The sequence below is a fragment of the Roseofilum reptotaenium CS-1145 genome (assembly GCF_028330985.1).
Lineage (GTDB): Bacteria > Cyanobacteriota > Cyanobacteriia > Cyanobacteriales > Desertifilaceae > Roseofilum > Roseofilum reptotaenium.
On record NZ_JAQMUE010000079.1, the window covers coordinates 20,687 to 41,876 of the forward strand.

The window sequence follows — 21,190 nt, forward strand, 5'->3', positions numbered from 1 at the left end:
AGAGTCTCAAACTAAACATAACGAAAAAGTGTAAAAAAAGTTAGGATAGATGAGAAAATGAAGGATAAAATTCGTTTAGTATTGATAAATTTGTTCGTGACTCATATAATCATTATGAGTCTGAATTTATTGAGTATTATCGTACTATTTGTGAGTGGAGAGATAAAAGGATTGCCTTCCAGAGAGCAGGCGGACGAGAAATGGGACCAAATGAGAGCAAATTTACCTAATTATGACGACCATAACCGAGAATTGATCGAACTTCATTTTCGAGAATATCGGCAACAAAAACCACTATATCAATCATATATTGGCTGGAGCCTGAAACCTTTTAAAGGAAAAACGATAAATATAGACAATAACGGAGATAGGATACATGAGGGCATTAGTGTCGATAAGAGTAATAAATCTGTTTATTTTTTTGGAGGATCAACACTTTGGGGTGAGGGTGCACCAGATAGTGAGACAATTCCGGCTCTGTTTAGTTTGATTTCAGGATTCCCCTCCTACAACAAAGGAGATCTAGGCTTGAATAGTCGTCAAGGAGTGGCTAGATTAATTAATCTTTTATCTCAAGGTGAAAAAATAGATTTTGCTATCTTTTATGATGGAGTTAATGATGTTGCTGCTGCTTGTCTGGCTGGACTAAGAGCAAACGATCATTATAATGCTTCAATCTATAGGGAACGAATAGAAAAGGGAAGAAAATCCCTGAAAAATGATACTTTAAAGCTATATTTAAACGGTAGTGAATTTGTGCAAGCTCTAGATTGGGCTTTGTTCTTTGGCACTAGAAACTTAGCGGCAAAAATTAATCAAAAGATATTTAATCGGTCAACAGTGGAAAGTTCTGTTGATGATTTCTATGTGTGTGATAACTCTTCGGAGCGGGCTCAAAGGGTTGCGGAGTCACTAGTTAATCATTGGGAAATAGCCCAGAAGATAGCAGAGGACTACGACATCGATTTTTTGGCGATCTTGCAGCCAGTTGCTCACGTTGGCAGCGCAAATTTAACTCAGATAACCTTTAATGAATTGCAGCAGGAAGAGGCATTGCAGTACAGAACAGTGTATCCCCTGATTAAAGAGATCATGCAAAAGCGTGGACATAAGTGGATAGTAGATTACACAGAGATGTTTTCCCGTGATGAGTACATCTACATTGATTTTTGCCATGTGTCTCCCAATGGTAACCTGATAATAGCGGAGCAGATTTATAAAGATATTAAGTCTTATCTGGAATAAGCTTGAATAGAACGGGAGTAGGGATAAAGGAAATGGATGAAAAATCAAGAGGGTTGCTAAGAGGTATGAAAGAATCGAAAAACATGGTACTTTGTGATAAGAAAAAGTAAAGAATACGGGTTGGGAGAAAATGAAAAGACAAGTAATTGTTACAGGAGCAGCAGGTTATTTGGGTTCTGTCATCTGCGAACATCTGCTAGATGCTGGCTACAAAGTAAGCGCAATTGATAACTTGGCTTATGGAAAAAATTCTCTTTTTCATCTTTGTGCTAATCCGGACTTTGATTTTGTTCGAGGCGATGCACGAGATGAAGAAGTTATGCAGGGTCTGATTAAAGAAGCAGATGTCATCATCCCCCTAGCTGCCGTCGTCGGAGCCCCCGCGTGCAAGCGCGATCCCTGGCTAGCCAAATCAACTAATCTGGAAGCCATACAATTAATTAACCGCTTGCGGAGTCCCGAGCAGTTAGTTGTGTATCCAACTACCAACAGCGGTTATGGAACCCAATCTGGCGAAACGTATTGCACCGAAGAGACTCCTCTGGAACCGATATCTCTGTATGGGCAAACGAAAGTGCAAGCGGAACAGGAAGTGCTTGATAGTCCCAATGCAATTACTTTACGCCTTGCTACAGTATTTGGCATGTCTCCCCGAATGCGTTTGGATTTACTTGTAAACCACTTTACCTATGCAGCGGTGACCGATGGCTATATTGTCCTTTTTGAAAAAGACTTCAAGCGGAACTATATCCATATCCGAGATGTAGCGGATTGCATGATTCACTGCATCAACAATTCAGAGAAGATGGTTGGCCGTCCCTACAATGCAGGACTGGATGCAGCTAACCTATCGAAGGAAGAGTTGGCGCTGAAGGTTAAAGAGTATGTGCCAAACTTTTACCTTCATTTTGCTCCCATTGGTACCGACCCAGACAAGCGTAACTATATTGTGTCCAATCAACGATTGCGTGAGGCTGGTTTTGAGGCGAAGCGATCGCTTGATGAAGGTATCCAAGAATTGCTCAAAGGCTATCGCATGATGGGCCGAATGCCGTTCAAGAATATTTAAACTTCTCACTGATGACAGTACCTGAACTTGCAGAAACTCAAGCAGTTATATTGGCTGGAGGCTTAGGAACGCGTTTACGATCTGTCGTTTCAGATCGCCCCAAAGTCCTGGCTAAAGTTGGAGATCGGCCTTTCATGGTCTACCTATTGGAGCAGTTGAGTGCGGCTGGAGTTCAGAAAGTTATATTATGTACTGGATACTTAGGCGATCAGGTACAAACCACCTTTGAAACCAGCTCTCATCAGCTCGATCTGATCTATTCTCAGGAACTCTCCCCATTGGGAACGGGAGGAGCATTGAGACTGGCCCTGGACTATATCCAATCTGATTCGGTGTTAGTGATGAATGGTGATTCTTTTTGCGAGATTAGTATTGGCGAGTTTTGGCTCTCTCATGCCGATCGCCAAACCGATGTCACAATTGCGTTAACTCAGGTCTCAGACACCAGTCGCTACGGTCGCGTTGAAGTTGATAGTGCGGGAAAAATCCTCAATTTTGCCGAAAAAGGGAATAGCACGAGTGTAGGTTGGATTAATGCTGGTATTTATTTGATCAAGCGAGAATTAATATCAGAGATTCCGAGGGATCAGGTTATTTCTTTAGAACAGGAAATCTTACCCAACTGGATCGAGCATAAATCAGTCTATAGCTACCCAACTCAGGGGAAGTTTATCGATATTGGAACCCCAACTAGTTATGCTCTAGCACAGTCATTTTTGGGGGAGGAACCGTAGCGATGAAACCAAAACCTTTTGTCTTGCTAGACCGGGATGGAACAATAATCAGGGAGTGTCACTACCTTTCTGACCCCAATTTAGTAGAATTACTTCCTAGTGCAGCCGAAGGAATGCGGAAAATGCAAGAAATGGGATTGGGGATAGCAGCCATCACTAATCAATCAGCAATTGGTCGAGGGTACTTCAATCTAAGCCGTTTGGCAGAAATTCATCAACGATTATCTGCACTATTAGCAGCAGAAGGGGTCCACTTAGATGGTATCTACTTTTGTCCCCACCGGCCGGATGAAACCTGTCAATGTCGCAAACCCAAAACGGGTATGGTAGAACGAGCAGCAGAAGAGCTGAATTTTGATCTTCCATCGAGTTATGTTATCGGTGATAAACCTTGCGATATCGAATTAGGAAATAATATAGGCGCTACCACGTTTCTCGTCCGTACTGGTTACGGCTCTAAATTTGCTAGAGATGGAATGGTTAACTGTAATTATGTGGTGGACAACTTGTTAGAAGCGGCAACAATAATTGAAGAAAAACTTATCCTAGAGAAGAGGAAAATGGTCGATGCCCCTAGAAGTTGAAGAGCAAAAGGAACGAATACGAAACCATCTGCTCGGTAGTATTTGGGTCAAACAACAAGTTGTTGAACAATGCCTGGACTCGATTTTAATTGCAGCCGATCTAATCACTCATACCTTTAGACTAGGTGGCAAGTTATTACTATGTGGTAATGGAGGGAGTGCGGCGGATTGCCAACACATGGCATCAGAACTGGTGAGTCGCTTAACCAAAGCCTTTGAGCGCCCTGGACTGCCAGCGATCGCCTTAACAACCGATACCTCCTACTTAACCGCTTTTACAAACGATTGCGGTTATGAAGGCGTGTTTGAGCGGCAAGTTCAAGCATTAGGGAAACCCCAAGATACCCTCATCGGAATTAGTACCAGTGGCAATTCCCCAAACATTATTAGGGCTATTACAAAAGCCAATGAGCGAGAGATCCTAACCATTGCCTTAACCGGTAATAAAGGTGGACAACTTTTAGGAATTGCCCGGCAATCCATTGTAGTCCCCAGCACAGATACCCAATATATTCAAGAATCTCATCTGGCGATCGAACATATCCTCTGCGACCTAGTCGAACAGCAATTATTTGGCTAGGTAGAGAGTAACATATTTATAAACACCAGGAACAATTTTCATGATCATTAGTAGAACTCCCTTTAGAATATCCTTTCTCGGCGGTGGAACCGACTACCCCGGTTGGTATCGACAGCATGGGGGTGCAGTATTAGCATCAACCATTGATAAATACTGCTATTTGAGCTGTCGTTACCTACCTCCCTTTTTTGAACACCGAAATAGGGTTGTATGGTCAAAGATTGAGAGTTGCCAAACACTTGAAGAAATCACCCATCCATCTGTTCGCGAAGTATTGAAATATTTGGATATTACCCGAGGGGTAGAAATTCACCACGACGGAGATTTACCAGCGCGCAGTGGTATGGGTTCAAGTTCTGCCTTCACTGTAGGATTGCTTAATGCTCTTTATGCTCTCAAGGGCAATATATCTAGCAAACATCAATTAGTGAAAGAAAGTATTTATATTGAGCAAGAAATTCTCCAAGAAACTGTTGGTTCTCAGGATCAGGTGTCAGCAGCGTATGGAGGGTTTAACCACATTACCTTTCTACCCAATGGCGAAATCTCTGTCAGACCCATTACAATTTCTCAACAACGTTTTGAGGAGTTCAATTCCTATCTCATGCTTTTCTACAGTGGTATTAAACGAACAGCTTCTGATGTTGCTAATAGCTATGTGAATGGTATAGACAGTCGCAAAAGACAACTGCGTATTCTCAAAGATTTAGTCGAAGAAGGTTTGTCTATTATTAACAGTGGTCAAGACTTAGCTAATTTTGGAGAATTACTACATGAAGCTTGGCAAGTAAAACGCAGTTTGAGTGAGAAAGTTTCTAATTCTCACATTGATGGACTTTACGCACAAGCTCGCGCAGCCGGTGCAATTGGTGGTAAGCTGACCGGTGCAGGCGGTGGTGGTTTTTTACTCTTGTTTGTTCCGCCTGATAAGCAAAAAGAGGTTCAAGCAAATTTAAACCATCTGATTCATGTCCCATTCAAACTTGAATTTTCTGGAAGCCAAATTATCTTTTTTGACCGAGAAGTAGATTATTCGGTTGAAGCTACCAATCGCCAGAATGACTCAGTTGCCGTTTTCCAGGAACTAGACACTCTAGAGAATGGAGTTAAAACTTTAGAAAGTACATCGGTTTAGTCATCGTATTGTTAGTCATTATCTGTCAATTTAGTCTAGCCTACCCAATCAGTACCTATGACCAACCCTCAAGAGATTAATCGCGTACTCATTACCGGAATTTCTGGTTCTGGAGGCTCTTATCTGGCCGAATATATTGTTAACCATCACCCCCATGTAGAAATTCATGGAATGTCCCGATGGCATAGTACAACCACCCAAGATAATTTAGCAGCTATTCGAGATAAAGTAATCGTTCACGAAACCGATCTAACTGACTTTGGCTCGGTTTTTTCTGCTCTACAAAAAGTCAAGCCGGATGCTGTTTTTCACTTAGCAGCTCATGCTAATGTCAGGGCTTCTTTTACGACTCCTAATGCAGTTTTAACGAATAATATTATCGGAACTAGCAATCTTTTTGAAGCGATTCGACTAGCGGAAATAAATCCCATCATTCAACTGTGCAGTACCTCAGAGGTCTACGGTCAAGTCGATCCTAAATACGTGCCGATTACAGAAGAAACACCGATGCGGCCAGCCAGCCCTTATGCTGTTTCTAAAGTTGCTCAAGATATGCTAGGCTTCACTTATTTCACTAGCTACAAAATGCCGATTATACGGACTCGGATGTTTACCTATCTCAATCCCCGACGCACAGATTTATTTGCTACAGCATTTGCCAAGCAAGTGGCATGGATCGAGCGAGGACTACAAAAAGAAATGGTTCATGGCAATCTCGATTCCGTTCGGACGATTATTGATGTTCGTGACGCGATGGGTGCTTATTGGGTTGCGATTCAGAGATGTAAACCAGGAGAGGTGTATAACATCGGTGGTATTACTAACATGAAAGTAGGGGAATTTCTAGAACGACTCATTGGCTTGAGCGATGTAAAAATTCCCAGGAGAACTGACCCTAATTTACTGCGACCTGCTGATGTCACCTTGCAAATTCCTTCTGTCGATAAGTTCATTGAGGAAACGGGTTGGCAACCTCAATACACTTTTGAAGAAAGTTTACAAGACTTACTCAGTTATTGGAGGAAGGAGGCTGATAAAGCAGCACTATCATAAAACCGGATAAAAGCAGAAGATATATCTAGTTTATCGAGCTTAGACGTAGTTAACTAAATGGAGAACAATAAAGCAATGGTAGGGAAAACTGACAATAAAATAGCCAGTGCGATCGAGGACACTCGGGACAAAATAGATTTGAGTCAACGCAGTCTGTTAAGTGAAGGAGTCCAAAAAATATCCTATCCGCTAAATCGATTTGATTTTCGAGGAGAAATTACTAGACTCCTAATTCAAAAAGGGTTCATAGACAAGGCAGTTCCTCTAGAAGAGCTAAATACCCATATTCCTTATCAACAGCAGGTTGTAGACCAAAACCTACTTTGTGAAGTGGGGAAGACTTTCTACGAAACTAGCGTTCTCCTGAGAAACCTCCATTTTGAACTGCAAAAATACTTAGCAGAAGAGGTTTTAGGCTTTGATTTCATTTGCCAAGAAATTCCCACTGTTCGGTTTCATTTCCCGGTGCCTTTAATTGAGGCTTATCGTTCTTCAGAAGGAGTATATCTTGGCCATCACAGCGATACAATGCTGGGTCACCCGTTTGCAGAAATCAACTGCTGGTTTCCATTGACTGAATGCTCGCAAACTAACGCCTTGCAACTCTCTTCGTTAGAGGATGAAAAGTCCATTCTTGAGAGTTTATGTCAAGACATTGCATATGATGCTGATACTTATCATAAGCAGGGTAGAAATTTATTCTATCAAAAACTCATAAAGGAAGATGAGTATCGCCAGTTGGTCATCAATAGCTGCCATCCAGTGGCCATGCAATATGGTGAATTGCTATTGTTCGATCCCCGATGCATTCACGGCCCGGCAGAAAACCAGGAAGAACGGACAAGAGTCAGTATGGATTTTCGTATCATTCCCCTAGAGAGTTATGAGAAAATGACTAGAGAATATCGAAGCCAAGGACGGAGCGGTCGTAAATTTGCCCGAGGAGATGTTTTCTTTGAAAAAAGTGCAAAACAGTTATGATAAATTGCCGAATGAGCTAATGAGAGGAGTCACTAATGGATGAAGAATTTTACCGATCGCTATACGAAATCCGCCGAGTAGAAGAAGAAATTGCTCGTATCTACCCTACTGATAAAATTAAGAGTCCTGTTCATCTCTCTATTGGTCAAGAAGCCGTGAGCGTCGGTGTTTGTCAAGCCTTGAGACCTGATGATATTGTCTTTGGAACCTATCGCGGTCATGCCCTGTATCTGGCTAAAGGTGGCGATCTTAAACAAATGATTGCCGAGCTGTATGGTAAAGCTACTGGATGTGCGCGAGGAAAAGGTGGGTCGATGCATCTGATCGAAACCTCGGTTGGGATGATGGGAACCTCTGCTGTCGTGGGCACTACAATTCCCCAAGCGGTTGGCTATGCCTATGCCTTGAAATACCAGAAGAAAGATTCCATTGTGGTCAGCTTTTTTGGTGATGGTGCTGTAGAAGAAGGCGTGTTTGCAGAAAGTATCAACTTCGCCGCTCTGAAAAAGTTGCCCATTATCTTTATCTGTGAGAATAACCTCTACGCTATCCATACCCATCAACAGCAGCGACAACCCATATCAAATATATGCGATCGCGTTCGCAGCTACGGAATCCCGGCAGAACGCATTGAAGATAACGATGCGATCGCCCTACACAAAAAAGTTAGCCAAACCGTAGAAGCCTTACGCAAGGGTCAGCCTGGGCCGTTCTTCTTCGAGTGCATGACCTACCGCTGGAAAGAACATGTTGGGCCCAATGAGGATTTCCACTTAGGGTATAGAACCCAAGCTGAAGCTCAACCTTGGATCGAAAATGACCCTATAAAACGACTAGGAGAAAAGCTAGAGGTCCAGCAACGTCAGCAAATTGAAACTGAAGTTGAAGCTCGGATTCAGGAAGCCTTCGCTTTTGCTGAAGACTCTCCCTTCCCCGACACCAGCGAACTGTACGCTCATGTATTTAAGGAGGGCTAATGATGGAACGTACCCTGAGCTATACAGAAGCCGTGTGCGAAGCAACCGACCAAGAAATGGGTCGCGATCCTTCTGTCATTCTCTTTGGGCTTGATGTTGATGATCCCAAAGCCATCTTAGGAACCACCAAAGGTCTAGTAGACAAATATGGACCAGAGCGAGTGTTTGGTACACCCTTATCTGAAGATGCGATGACCGGCGCAGCCATTGGTATGGCTCTCGCTGGAGTGCGACCCATTCACGTCCATATTCGTATGGATTTTTTAATGCTGGCCATGAACCAGTTGGTTAATATCGCTGCTAAGAGCCGGTATATGTATGCTGATCTAGTCTCGGTTCCACTGGTCGTAAGGTCTCTGATTGGCAAAAGTTGGGGCCAGGGGGCGCAGCATTCGCAAGGATTGTACTCCTACTTCATGCATGTTCCTGGCTTGAAAGTGGTAGCTCCAACCACCCCTTACGATGCTAAGGGCTGTCTGATTGCAGCCATTCGGGATGACGATCCGGTAATGTTCGTTGAACACCGAATTCTCCACTATCAAAAAGGCCCGGTACCGGAATCTGCTTATACTGTAGAACCAGGCAAAGCCAGAATTACAGCCCCTGGGGAAGACGTGACCCTAGTTGGCATTTCTTACATGCAAGTGGAGTGTTTGCGGGCCCAGCGCTATCTTGAAGATATTGGCATCCAAGCAGAAGTAATCGATCCAATTTGGTTAAGTCCTCTGGATATCGATACCATTGTCCAATCTGTCCGTAAAACCAGACGGTTATGTGTTGTAGATAATGGTTGGACAAGCTGTGGTGCCAGTGCCGAGATTATCGCTCAAGTTACCGAGCGTTTGCAAGGCGAGGGTGATATTAGAGTAAAGCGGATGGGTTTTGCCCCCGTAACTTGTCCGACTACTCCCAATTTGGAAGCTGAGTTTTATCCTAATGGGCGCAAAATTGCGGCGACTGCCTTTGATTTGGTTAAAGGTGATGCCACCGGTTGGTTCCCAGAAGAGCGAGATGACCTCAAAGATATTGAATTTAAAGGGCCTTTCTAAAGAGAATAATGGTAGAAACAACGATGACTGAGAAAAAACTTAATTGGCCCTTGATGAAAAATAATATTACCAGGGCAGACTTAGATGCAGCGATCGCCTTTCTCCAGCAGGACGATCCGATTTTGACCCAATCTAAACAGGTTAAGGCCTTCGAGCAAGAATGGTCGGATTGGTTGGGAGTTAAGTATAGCGTCTTCGTTAACTCTGGCTCCTCAGCCAATCAAATTACCATAGCAGCTCTGAGAGAAACCCAGGGACTAGGAGAAGTCATCGTCCCGACTTTGACTTGGGTGTCTGATATTGCCTCAACGATCCAAGCAGGATTTAAGCCTGTATTTGTCGATATCAACCCACGAACCTTGGGGATGGACTGCGAGCAAGTACTGCAAAAAATCACGCCCCAAACGAAAGCTGTATTTATGACTCATGTTCTTGGATACAACGGGTTAAGCCAAAAATTGCTTGATGAGTTAGCAGCGCGGAATATTCCCTTGATTGAAGATGTTTGCGAATCCTATGGAGCAACATTCAACGGACAGAAATTAGGCAGTTTTGGCTGGGTCTCTAATTTTTCCTTCTATTACGCTCACCATATGAGTACCATCGAAGGAGGGATGGTTTCCACCAACGACCCTGACCTCTATCAGAAGTTACGCATGTTTCGCTCCCATGGAATGGTACGAGAAGCAACCTCAGAGTCCCTTAAGCAAGAGTATTATCAGAATTACCCCGATCTAAATCCAGACTTTATTTTTGCCTTTCCTGCCTATAATGTCCGGAGTACAGAGTTGAATGCAGTGATTGGGCGATCGCAATTGAAGCGACTCGATGATAATAATAAGATTCGTACTGAAAATTTGCATTTATTCTTGGATAATCTGGACTCGAATAAATATCAAACTGACTTTGATACGGAAGGCAGTTGTAATTATGCCTTTACCCTGATTTTGAAAGACCCTGACCCAGAATTATCGGCAAGAGTACAACAAACCATGCGTCAGTTGGGTGTGGAATTTCGCCGAGGAACCGCAGGGGGTGGGAACCAAACGCGCCAACCTTATTTAAGAGGTTTCTTAGGGGAAAAAGAATGGGAAAAGTATCCTAAGGTAGACCACGTGCATTTTTATGGCTTCTATATTGGTAACTACCCCGATCTGGAGAAACAGAAGATCAGTGAACTCTGTGCAATTCTGAATCAAGTGTAGTATAACCAAGTAAATGGGAGAGGAGGAGTTTGATGAATCAATCGACTGACTTTTACAAGAATAAGAAAGTGGTCATTACCGGCGCTAGCGGATTACTAGGACGGCATTTAATTCCGGACTTACTAGAGGCTGGAGCTTCAGTGAGAGCAGTTATTCACAAACGTCCTTTTCCCATAGATGATCCCAGAGTAGAAGTAGTTAAAGCAGATCTGACGCAGCAGGAAGATTGCGATCTTGTCATGGAAGGTATGGATATTGCTTGTTTGTCTGCTTCTGTAACTGTAGGAGCAGCTCAAGCCATTAAAAATCCAATACTGGCGGTTACATCTAATTTAATTGTCGGCGCGTGTTCTCTACAAGCAGCATGTTTGGCTGGAATAAAACGGGTTCTTTTGGTCAGCAGCACAACAACCTATCCTGCTTACTCTAGACCCGTTAAAGAAGCAGAAGTTTTTCTCGAACAACCCCATCCGGCATATCAAGGGGTGGGAAATATGAAACGTTATTTAGAAACTTTAGCTAAATTTTACCACGACCAATATGGCATGGACATTGCTATAGTGCGCCCTGTGCCCTTCTATGGTCCCTATGATAATTTTGATTTTGAAACCTGTCACGTCATTCCCTCCCTTATTCGTAAAGCGGTAGAAAAACAAGACCCCTTTGAAGTGTGGGGAACGGGTAAAGATATTCGCGATTTTCTGCATGTGAAAGATGTAGCAAGGGGCTGCTTGTTAGCCTTGGAAAAGTATCCTGATTATAGTGGAATAAATCTAGGATCAGGCCGCAGTGTATCTATTGCGGAACTGGCAGAGAAAATCCTCAAACTATCTGGTCATGATATATCTCTGACTCTTGCCCCTTCTAAACCTTCCACTATCCCCGTGCGACTAGTTGATGTTAGTAAAGCGAAAGAAAAACTTGGATTTGTCTCTGAAATTGACTTAGAATCAGGACTTTCGGATACCATTAGTTGGTTTACTGAAAATCGTCAGCATATTCTGGACACAATTGATAGATCTAAAAATAAAGTAAAATAGTAGGTTTTAAGTAATAAATTTTAAGGAGGATATAAAAGTCATGAATAACATCAAAGTTGGGTTAGTTCAGATTAACAATAGCTTTTCGGGGCAAAATTACTTACCTTACGCTGTTGGGATATTACAAGCTTATGCTCAGAAATACGCTCAAAAACCAGAACGATATGAGTTTATGCTACCTGTTTACTCAAGAGTTCCGGTCAGAGAAGCGGTAGAAAATCTCCAAGACGCATCAATTGTTGCCTTTAGTACTTATGTCTGGAATATAAAGATTTCTCTGGAAATTGCTAGACGAATTAAGCAGGATTATCCAGAAACCCTGATTGTGTTTGGTGGTCCCCAAGTTCCCGATCGCTGTGAAGCCTTTCTCAGACAAAATCCATTCATTGATGTGGCTTGTCATGGAGAAGGAGAGGTTGTATTTCTAGAACTTCTGGAAAGTTATCCAGAATGCAACTGGGGGGAGATTCCTTCAATTAGTTTTATCGATAAAACAGGGGAGTTCATCCATCATCCCAAAGGATCGAGAATTCAAGATATCTCGATCGTTCCTTCCCCATTTCTGGAAGGGGTATTCGAGCCAATCATGAAAGCCAATCCCCAAGAGCGCTGGATTGCGTTATGGGAAACTAATCGAGGCTGTCCGTTCTCTTGCACCTACTGTGATTGGGGATCGTCAACTCAGAGTAAAGTGTTCCGCTTCGATATGGAAAGGTTGTTCAGAGAGGTAGACTGGTTTGCTGAAAATAAGATTGAGTATATCTTCTGCTGCGATGCGAATTATGGCATTTTGCCCAGAGATTTAGAACTGACTCAATATGTAGCAGAAACCAAAGCTAAGTATGGCTATCCCCATGCCCTGTCGGTTCAGAATACCAAAAATGCGACTGAACGGTCTTACAAAGTGCAGAAACTGCTCTCAGATTCGGGGTTGAATAAAGGGGTGGCGCTCGCCATGCAGTCCATGGATAAAGGGGCATTGAAAAATATTAAACGCCATAATATTTCCCTGGATTCGTTCCAAGAGCTGCAACGGCGTTTCACCCAGGATAGAGTAGAAACCTATTCCGATCTAATCCTAGCTCTTCCAGGAGAAACCTATGAGACCTTCTTTGATGGCATTTCTGAGGCGATCGCCAATGGGCAACATAATCGGATTCAATTTAATAATCTCTCTATCTTACCCAATGCGGAAATGGGCGATCCGGAATATCAGAAAAAATATGGGATGGTAACGGTAGAATCTAATATCGTTAACATGCATGGTTCCTTAATAGAATCCGATGATGATATCTGTGAGACTCAACAACTGGTGATTGCGACTAATACCATGGCGAAAGAGGAATGGTGCAAAACGCGATCGCTCTGCTGGATGGTAGCATTGCTTTACTTCGACAAAATACTGCAAATTCCCCTATTGTTGTTGCATGAAATCTGCTCCTTCAGTTTCCGGGAATTATTTGAAGTATTCACCGAACGTTCTTTGGAAGAATTCCCGATTTTTGAAGAAATTAACGCTTTCTTTAGGAAAACCGCACAAGATATTCAGAATGGAGGCGAAGAATATTGTCAATCTAAGGAATGGTTAAATGTGTGGTGGCCGGCTGATGAATACATTTTTATCAAACTGAGTGTGGAAAAGAAATGGGATGAGTTTTATAAAGAAGCAAAGCTACTGCTAACGCGGTTTATGGAAGAGAAATTTATTAACATGCCTTTGATTTTACACGAGAGTATCCGATTGAATCGAAGTCTAATCAATCAACCCTTCCAGACCGAAGATATAGAATTGGAGTTATGGCACAACATTTGGGAAGTGTATCAAGCGGCTCGCCGAGGGGTCAAAATCCCCTTGGAACAACAAACTCGGACTTATCATATCGAACGGGTGGCCGGTACAAAGCAATCTTGGGAAGATTGGTATCGAGAAGTGGTTTGGTGGGGAAATAAAAAAGGAGCTTACCTGTACAAAAATGTAACAGCGACAGTCCAAGAATCATCCCCAGAGAGAACTGATTTACCCAATGCTAGTTGAATGAAGTTAAAAATCTAGGCTGAATTGTTTCTCGAATTCGACACGATCCAGCCATTGACTTAAAAGTTTAGGAGAGACAGAGTAACACATGTTTGCAGGAAAGAATATTCTAGTGGCTGGCGGCACAGGAATGATAGGTATTCCCCTAGTAGAAATGCTAATTGAGCGTGGAGCTAAAGTCAGAATTGCCTCTTTAGACGATCCATCCAGAGCGCATCCAGAAGCCGAGTTTATGCAACTCAACCTCATGCCATTTGAGAATTGTTTAAAAGTTTGCCAGGGAATGGATTATGTCTTTAACCTTTTGGGAGTAAAAGGATCGCCAGCAGTAACGAGAACTAAGCCAGCAAGCTTTTTCGTTCCCACCATCACCATGGACACGAATATGATGGAAGCGGCACGACAATGTGAGGTGGAGCGATTTCTATTTACTAGCTCTGTTGGTGTCTATTCTCCCGCAGAGGTACTCTATGAAGATGATGTTTGGCAAACCTTTCCATCACCGAACGATCGCTTCGCAGGATGGGCCAAACGGATGGGAGAACTGCAAGCTGAAGCTTACAAAATCCAGTACGGTTGGGATAAAATTGCGATCGTTCGACCGACTAATATTTACGGCTCTTACGATAACTTTGACCTAGAGAATGCCATGGTCGTTCCTTCTCTGATCAAGCGAGCAATCGATGGCGAAAATCCCATGGTAGTCTGGGGAGATGGTTCAACAGAAAGGGATTTTATGCACGCTAGAGATGTGGCTCGGGGAATGCTCTTAGCGATGGAAAATGCGAATTGCCAACCAATTAACCTAGGTAGCGGTGTAGGAGTTTCAATTAAGCAATTAGTTGAGATTATTCTTAGTTATCTTGACAAAAAACCAGAAATTATTTGGGATACATCTAAGCCGAAAGGCGATCGTAAACGAGTTTTAGATATGGCTCGCGCTAAATCTCTTGGTTTTGAACAAACTATCTCTATAGAGGAAGGAGTCAAAGAAGTTATGGAGTGGTACAAACAAAACAGAGATTTTTCTGGTCAACGGTATGATGTATTTAAGTGAGAAATCGATGGATCGAACCGAACCTCTATTAGAATGGGAGACGCTTCACAGTAAAGAAGCATTTGTCGCTCACCCTTGGATTAGACTTTCCGTACAGCAGGTTAAGCTCCCCAATGGGAAAGTTGTTGACGACTACCACCAGATCCAACTGGGAGACCACGTAGCAATTGTTGCCCATACTGATGAAGGCAAAATCCTGATGGAACGGCAATATAAACATGGGGTAGGTAAAGTTAGTCTAATCTTACCAGGGGGATTGATCGAAGGAGATGAACAGCCTCTAGAAGCAGCTAAACGAGAACTGTTAGAAGAAACAGGCTATACAACTGAGCGGTGGGAAAGTCTAGGGAATTTCGTGGCTAATGCTAACTATGGTTGTGGTAAGATACACCTGTTTGTTGCTCGCAATATCAGGCAAGTGGCCGAACCGGATTCTGGAGATCTGGAAGAGATGCAACTAGTGTTGATGTCACCTGATGAGTTAGTGGCAGCAATTCACCAAGGGGAGCTTATGGTTATGGGAGCGGTGATGGCGATCGCGTTAGCAACCAATTTATCTATTTATCCTCATTTAATAACTGCCCAATAATAATGGAAGATTATGCTCATACTTAATTAATACCATTCTGGTAAAGAACATGTCTTTGTATATTTATAAACCAATCGATAACCCCCAGCACATTAGTATTCTATTTCCGACTAGAAATCGAACTCATTACCTGGACAATCTTTTTGATTCATTAGAGGAAAATACAGGAAAAAAAGAACTTGTAGATATATGGATCTATGTCGATCATGATGATCTCGTAACCATAGATTACTTGGAGTCTGGAGTTAAAGAGAAGTATAGCTTTGCGATTCACTATGTTGTTGGTGATCGTACAGTTAGCCAAGGAGAAATGAGCAATATTCTCCGCGAGAAATGTACGATCCATCCTGGTATATATGGAATTGGAGGCGATAAGCTATTATTTATCACTCCTGGATGGGATAAGTTGATTAGAGAAGAGTTTAATAAATATCCTGATAGAATTGCATTTGTGTCTGTCACTGACTCCCATCATGGAGAACACTTTGGTGCTTATGGGTTCCTGAGTGCAGAATGGCTAAATCAGACGGGAGAGTTTTTAACGGAATATTTTCCTGCTTGGGGAGGTGATTTATGGATAAATCAGATAGCTTCTATGATAGGGAGGAACATTCAACTAGATATTAAAATAGATTTACAAGGTGGCAAAGGCAAAACAGCTCGATTAAGGAACTGGTTATTTTGGAAGAGGTTCTTCAATGATACCTTGATGGAGCGAGTAGAACAAGCCGAACAGCTAAGAAGAGTAATTTATCCTGAAAAAAATGCCGAATATTACCAAAATGTTGCGGAAGGGAATAAAATCATTGAGGATTTTCAGAACTATCTGAAATTTGAAAGAGAACATGACATCATTGATTTAGAGCTTTGGTGTAGCTCTCCAGAGACTCTCAAGTCGAAACCGAACGAACACTATCTCTTGAATGAAACACGTGCTATTGAGAGATTGAAGCAGATCTTATTTAGATATCTGAAGCAAGGGAATATTTTTGCCGCGATCCGTATTTTATTGCATATATTGGGATCATATCATTATCTCAAGGATTTTGAGTACAACCGAGTCCTGTTTATGGCTAACTTTAGACTTGTATTTAGATTCTATAATGCTCTGACGCGACCCTCTAAGTATTCAGAATATACCATTCGTATTTATCGATGGCTGAAGCAGTCATTAAATCATAAATCTGTTTTTATTGATCGAGAGTTTTAAATAAAAGTAATGCCTAAAATCCTTTCGGTTTGCTATAACTTTGTTCCAGAAATTACGCCAACAACAATACGGGCGAGTAAAATTATGCAGCACCTGGAAGGGAGTTGGACAATTGAGGTAATTACTAGAGCAGAATCGAGTTGTGTAGGGCGCTCAATTATTACTCATTCAATTCAGGATTGGTATCCTAGAACTCTGGTAGAAGTGTTTCATAAACTGAGGTTGACGAAAATATGGAATTTTGGGGTCCCATTCAATGGAGAACAAGCGTTTTTTTGGGTGATTCCTGCAATTCTCAAAGCACATCAGTTAATTCAGGATGAAAGGCCAGATCTAGTTGTGGTCTTTATGATGCCTTATTCTGTAGGATGGATTGGCTTAGTCTTGAAATGGTTGACTGGTATACCAGTAGTTTTCAACTTTGATGATTCTCCTACTTGTACCGATATGAGTGGGAATTCTTTTCATAGCTTGTTCCATTATAAAATGGCAGTATGGATGGAAAATTTTTACATTCGCAATTCTGATGCCACGATTTATGTTTCTCAACGCAATCTAGATCGAGTTAAGAAAAAACAGCCCCTAGCGGATCAAAACAAGCTTCACTTAGTTCGATACGGGGCCGATCCAGAAGATTTTAAATATTCCCAAATTCATACAGATGATGAACATTTTAAAATTGCCTATATCGGTTTTATGGGTGGCTGGTTTGAGTTCTATCATAGTGACGATGAAAAACAGAAATTATGGAGAAAAATCTCTCGGTTTTTGCAAAACATTGGAGAATATAGGCTACTAGAATTGGATTTAAAGACTTCAAGTCCAATGTTTTTAGGTCAAGCAGTGAAGCAGGCAATCACCGATCATCCAGAATGGGATAAGCGGATTAAAATAGATCTCTATGGTAGTCTCTATCCCAAATATGTCACAGACCGCGCTCTAGAGAACCAAAACTTAAGTGATATTGTTTTTATCCACGATGCTGTCCCTAATAAAGAAGCCATGCAAATTGCTTGTTCCTGCGATCTATTATTTATGACGCTACCTGCACGTCCGGATGGTGCGGAATCGGGAGGACGGATATCGGCGAAAACCTATGAGTATTTAATGACTGACAGGCCCATTCTGGCGGGTGTTTCTCCTGGTGAAAATTACGATTATTTACAAGGTAAGAACGGGGTTTGGATTGTTCATCCGAAAGATGTATCGGGGATGACAGAAGTTATCACTCAGTTAGTCAGCGAAAAATTTGCTGGAAATCCTCGGATTTGCGATCGCACTTCCATTCATCCAGAATTAAGTTATGCTAACCGAGCAGGCCAGTTTGCAAATGTTTTAGATACAGTTTTGTCTCAAAAATCCTTGAATTCTTGACAGCAATAACATATTCTAATCCGATGAATCCATTGAAAAAACTATTGACTTTTACAGAGACTTCATTAACTCATGTGCATTTGAAGTGGTGGGATGTGCAAAATTCTATTGGGAAGTATAGAGTTCAGCCCTACTCTCCCCGATATTGGTGGACTAGACAAGAATTGGTTTCGCAACTTTGTGAAGCGACTCTATGTACACTCGATAGTTGGAACGATCTGATATACAAATCTCATTTCCAATTTTACGATGAGCGATTAGTTGAATATTCCTGGGCAATGAAACAAATAACTCGGCTTGGTAATAGCGATCGCTTTTTGGATGTGGGTTGCGTCATGAATACCCCATATACCTTGAGTAAATTGATGTATCAATTTGCTGATATTCATTTGTTGAATTTGGTCAGCGAACCCTTAGCGATGCAGGGCCGGATTTCGTTTCATTCTCAAGATATCCGCTCCTGCGATCTTCCCGATAACTCATTTGACTGCATTACTTGTATTTCCACCCTAGAGCATGTGGGAGGCGATAATAAATACAATGACTTTTCCGCCAATGGATCGGCAGAAATCACTTTAGAGAGCGATCCTTTAGATCGCCAAGGGCTGTGGAAACCGGCTTTTACGGCTTTACTCAAACTCATCAAGCCCGATGGACTGCTGTTAGTCACGATGCCTTGTGGCTCTGAAAAACAAGGGGTATGGCAAAAGGGAGAATATCGCCTAGGAATAGAGGAGTTAGCAGAATTTCATACCCTTGCTGCTCAGTTTAATCGCCAGGTTAAGCTCACTTTGATGAAGAAAAGCACGATGGGATGGCAAGAAACTAGTGTGGAAGCCATCAATAGCGATCGCGATCCCCAAGAGCAACTTCGTTCTTTCGGCGCAGATGTGGTCGTTTTAGTGGAAACTCTAATCGAATAGATAGGGGCAAATAGCATATTATGAAGGTTGTTTACATTACTCCCACGTACTTTAGCGATCGCTCTCTGATTGGTGGAGCAGAGCGATATGCGAGTACTCTAGCTTGCCTGATGGCCGAGCATGTCGATACAACATTGGTCAGTTTTGGCCCACATCGCCAAAGTTATGAGGAAGATAACCTGAATATTGAGATTTTTCCGGTCAAAACTCCTATCCACGGAAATATGATGAATGCCATTCACATTGGCTATATCAGTTCGTTACTTAATGCAACCATTATCCACATTCATCACATCTACACCCTCGTTTCTGATGTAAGTTGTTTAATAGGACATTTTCTTGGTAAACGAGTCTTTGTCACCGATCATGGTGGAGGGGGATCTCTAGTCATTAATCATAAGCTACCTGTATTCCGCTGCTATACAAACCTTGTGGCTCAATCTGAGTACACTCTCGGTTCTATTAATGATCAACTTAGTCAAAAAGCAGTCACGATTAAAGGTGGAGTTGATACTAACTGGTTTTATCCAACATCTACAGTTAAGAAAGAAAAAAAGATTCTATTTGTCGGTAGAATCATTCCCCATAAAGGCATTAATTATTTAATTGAAGGTTTTAAACTTTTAGCATTTTCAGATTATAAATTGACCATTGTTGGCCGCATTAAGGGAGATATAAGCCAAAGATTTTATAGATATCTAAGGAAAATCGCGGAAGGACTGCCAGTTGAATTTATTCAAGATGCTGATGATTGCCGCTTGTTACACGAATATCGCAGTGCTATTGTAACAGTGTTGCCCTCTGTCCACACCAACTGCTATGGTGACTATACTTCCGTTCCAGAATTGATGGGGTTTACGCTGTTGGAATCTCAAGCATGTGGTACACCGGTTATATGTACCGATGCAGGCGCTATGCATGAGTTTGTCGATCATGGTAGGACAGGACTAGTTGTAAAGCAAAATTCCGGCCAGGCAATCGCCAAGGCTCTACAGCACCTTATTCAATTATCATCCCAAGACTATCAAGAATATCAAAAACACTCTATAGAATGGATTGCCAATAATTTTAGTTGGTCAATCGTTGTGAAAAAGCATTTAGAACTTTACCAAGGTATTGCAAACTCCCTATGAATCAGTCCTTAAGAATTTTAATGGTACTCCATGTACCTTGGGACCGAAATTTAGGCGGTTCAAGAGTTCAGTTAGAATTAGCAGATGAGTTTTGTAAAATGGGACATCAGGTTGAGAAATTTGATGTTAATGATGCGTTTCCCGATGCTCAATCATCACGAATATCTGAGTTGATTCGTCCTAGTTTTTCAACTAAAGCTAAAGAATTCATCCAAGCTAATGGTAAGTCCTTCGATGTCATTGATGCTCATCAAGGAAATGTGCCGTTCTCTAAAGCAGAATTGAACTTTCAGGGATTACTAGTTGCACGATCCGTAGGCTTGTATGCCTTTTGCGAGGACTATTTTAAACTCGAAGAAGTCAAGTGGCCACAGAAAAAAAAAGGAAACCCAATTACAAAAGTTCTGCGTTCTTGGAGGAAACAGAGAGAGTTTCCCTACTACTTAAGCAGCTTAAAAACCTGTGACTTAATTAATCTCCCCAATGGGGATGAACTAAACTATGTACGAGATATTCTAGGACTTGGTTACAAATCTGTCTTTTTTCCCTTTGGACTCTCTGAGCAGCGGCAGAGGGCTTTTTTTCAAGCTACCCAACCGGGTGGGATCAGGCTCCTTAATAAACAAGTCGCATTTATCGGCTACTGGACACCTCGTAAAGGATCTAAAGATTGGCCAGAGATTATTATGAGGACAAAAGCTCAAGTACCTGATGTACGCTTTCTATTTTTAGGAACTGGTTTAAGCCCTCAAGAAGTATTGCAGGATCTCAACATGCCAGCTTATGATTGGATAGAAATAATCCCGAGTTATGAAAGCAATATGCTGCCACAACTCCTATCTGAGGCAACCATAGGTGCTTTTCCTAGTTATATGGAGGGTTTTGGATTCGCTGTATTAGAAAAGCTTGCTTGCGGTTTGCCTACGATTGCCTACGATATCCCAGGTCCTCGCGATATGTTACGCCCTTTAGATCCTTCTCTGATGATTCCTGTTGGAGACCTAGGGAAATTTACGGCGAAATTGATTGAATTGCTTCAGTTAGATGAAAAAAAATACAATCAGTTATCTCAAAATTGCCATAAAGTTTCATCCATTTTTTCTTGGCCAAAAATCGCTAAAGACCACTTGCAACTTTATTCACAATATCTACAATCTATTCAGAAAAATTGAGAATTTCCCAAACTTATACCTGTCGCTGATTCAGTAAAACTTAGT

The 21,190-nt window shown here is 42.0% G+C and carries 20 protein-coding genes; all 20 read left to right on the plus strand.

Annotated elements, in window-relative coordinates; all coding sequences use genetic code 11:
* Window positions 1-57: 57 nt before the first annotated feature.
* The 20 genes from PN466_RS14975 to PN466_RS15070 all read left to right on the plus strand — a co-directional run bounded on the left by PN466_RS14975 (window position 58) and on the right by PN466_RS15070 (window position 21,145).
* Window positions 58-1,245: a hypothetical protein gene (locus PN466_RS14975; protein ID WP_271940449.1), complete on the plus strand. Its 1,188-nt coding sequence runs from the start codon at window positions 58-60 to the stop codon at window positions 1,243-1,245.
* Between the two features lie 130 nt (window positions 1,246-1,375).
* Entirely contained in the window at window positions 1,376-2,314 is a 939-nt protein-coding gene (locus PN466_RS14980) for an NAD-dependent epimerase/dehydratase family protein (protein WP_271940450.1), read from the plus strand.
* A gap of 11 nt (window positions 2,315-2,325) precedes the next feature.
* A complete protein-coding gene (locus tag PN466_RS14985) occupies window positions 2,326-3,048 on the plus strand; it encodes a nucleotidyltransferase family protein (RefSeq protein WP_271940451.1) in 723 nt (240 codons plus the stop codon).
* Between the two features lie 2 nt (window positions 3,049-3,050).
* Window positions 3,051-3,632 carry a D-glycero-alpha-D-manno-heptose-1,7-bisphosphate 7-phosphatase gene (locus tag PN466_RS14990; RefSeq protein ID WP_271940452.1) on the plus strand — a complete coding sequence of 194 codons (582 nt, stop codon included), beginning with the start codon at window positions 3,051-3,053 and terminating at the stop codon, window positions 3,630-3,632.
* Entirely contained in the window at window positions 3,616-4,212 is a 597-nt protein-coding gene (locus tag PN466_RS14995) for a D-sedoheptulose-7-phosphate isomerase (RefSeq protein ID WP_271940453.1), read from the plus strand. The genes PN466_RS14990 and PN466_RS14995 overlap by 17 nt, the downstream gene beginning before the upstream one ends.
* 40 nt (window positions 4,213-4,252) lie before the next feature.
* Window positions 4,253-5,347 (plus strand): GHMP family kinase ATP-binding protein, encoded by a 1,095-nt coding sequence (locus PN466_RS15000; RefSeq protein ID WP_271940454.1) that lies wholly within the window; start codon window positions 4,253-4,255, stop codon window positions 5,345-5,347.
* A gap of 57 nt (window positions 5,348-5,404) precedes the next feature.
* A complete protein-coding gene (locus PN466_RS15005; RefSeq protein ID WP_271940455.1) occupies window positions 5,405-6,400 on the plus strand; it encodes a GDP-mannose 4,6-dehydratase in 996 nt (331 codons plus the stop codon).
* 75 nt (window positions 6,401-6,475) lie between these two features.
* Window positions 6,476-7,381 (plus strand): hypothetical protein, encoded by a 906-nt coding sequence (locus tag PN466_RS15010; RefSeq protein ID WP_271940456.1) that lies wholly within the window; start codon window positions 6,476-6,478, stop codon window positions 7,379-7,381.
* Between the two features lie 35 nt (window positions 7,382-7,416).
* Window positions 7,417-8,358, plus strand: a complete 942-nt coding sequence (locus PN466_RS15015) for a thiamine pyrophosphate-dependent dehydrogenase E1 component subunit alpha (protein ID WP_271940457.1) — start codon at window positions 7,417-7,419, stop codon at window positions 8,356-8,358.
* Window positions 8,358-9,407 carry an alpha-ketoacid dehydrogenase subunit beta gene (locus PN466_RS15020; protein ID WP_271940458.1) on the plus strand — a complete coding sequence of 350 codons (1,050 nt, stop codon included), beginning with the start codon at window positions 8,358-8,360 and terminating at the stop codon, window positions 9,405-9,407. The genes PN466_RS15015 and PN466_RS15020 overlap by 1 nt, the downstream gene beginning before the upstream one ends.
* A 23-nt stretch (window positions 9,408-9,430) precedes the next feature.
* Complete coding sequence (locus PN466_RS15025) at window positions 9,431-10,612, plus strand: DegT/DnrJ/EryC1/StrS family aminotransferase (protein WP_271940459.1); 1,182 nt, start codon at window positions 9,431-9,433, stop codon at window positions 10,610-10,612.
* Between the two features lie 32 nt (window positions 10,613-10,644).
* Entirely contained in the window at window positions 10,645-11,652 is a 1,008-nt protein-coding gene (locus PN466_RS15030; protein WP_271940876.1) for an NAD-dependent epimerase/dehydratase family protein, read from the plus strand.
* A gap of 40 nt (window positions 11,653-11,692) precedes the next feature.
* Window positions 11,693-13,687 carry a B12-binding domain-containing radical SAM protein gene (locus tag PN466_RS15035; RefSeq protein ID WP_271940460.1) on the plus strand — a complete coding sequence of 665 codons (1,995 nt, stop codon included), beginning with the start codon at window positions 11,693-11,695 and terminating at the stop codon, window positions 13,685-13,687.
* An 88-nt stretch (window positions 13,688-13,775) separates the two neighbouring features.
* A complete protein-coding gene (locus PN466_RS15040; protein ID WP_271940461.1) occupies window positions 13,776-14,744 on the plus strand; it encodes an NAD-dependent epimerase/dehydratase family protein in 969 nt (322 codons plus the stop codon).
* Between the two features lie 7 nt (window positions 14,745-14,751).
* The gene (locus tag PN466_RS15045; protein ID WP_271940462.1) at window positions 14,752-15,333 is read left to right on the plus strand and encodes an NUDIX hydrolase; all 582 of its coding nucleotides are present in this window, start codon (window positions 14,752-14,754) and stop codon (window positions 15,331-15,333) included.
* Window positions 15,334-15,382: 49 nt separating this feature from the next.
* Window positions 15,383-16,543: a hypothetical protein gene (locus PN466_RS15050; RefSeq protein WP_271940463.1), complete on the plus strand. Its 1,161-nt coding sequence runs from the start codon at window positions 15,383-15,385 to the stop codon at window positions 16,541-16,543.
* 9 nt (window positions 16,544-16,552) lie between these two features.
* Complete coding sequence (locus tag PN466_RS15055) at window positions 16,553-17,917, plus strand: glycosyltransferase (protein ID WP_271940464.1); 1,365 nt, start codon at window positions 16,553-16,555, stop codon at window positions 17,915-17,917.
* Window positions 17,918-18,195: 278 nt separating this feature from the next.
* On the plus strand, window positions 18,196-18,840 hold the full coding sequence (locus PN466_RS15060) for a class I SAM-dependent methyltransferase (RefSeq protein WP_271940465.1): 645 nt from the start codon (window positions 18,196-18,198) through the stop codon (window positions 18,838-18,840).
* A 20-nt stretch (window positions 18,841-18,860) separates the two neighbouring features.
* Window positions 18,861-19,973: a glycosyltransferase family 4 protein gene (locus PN466_RS15065; RefSeq protein ID WP_271940466.1), complete on the plus strand. Its 1,113-nt coding sequence runs from the start codon at window positions 18,861-18,863 to the stop codon at window positions 19,971-19,973.
* Window positions 19,970-21,145, plus strand: a complete 1,176-nt coding sequence (locus tag PN466_RS15070; RefSeq protein WP_271940467.1) for a glycosyltransferase family 4 protein — start codon at window positions 19,970-19,972, stop codon at window positions 21,143-21,145. Before PN466_RS15065 ends, PN466_RS15070 begins: the two co-directional genes overlap by 4 nt.
* Window positions 21,146-21,190 lie beyond the last annotated feature (45 nt).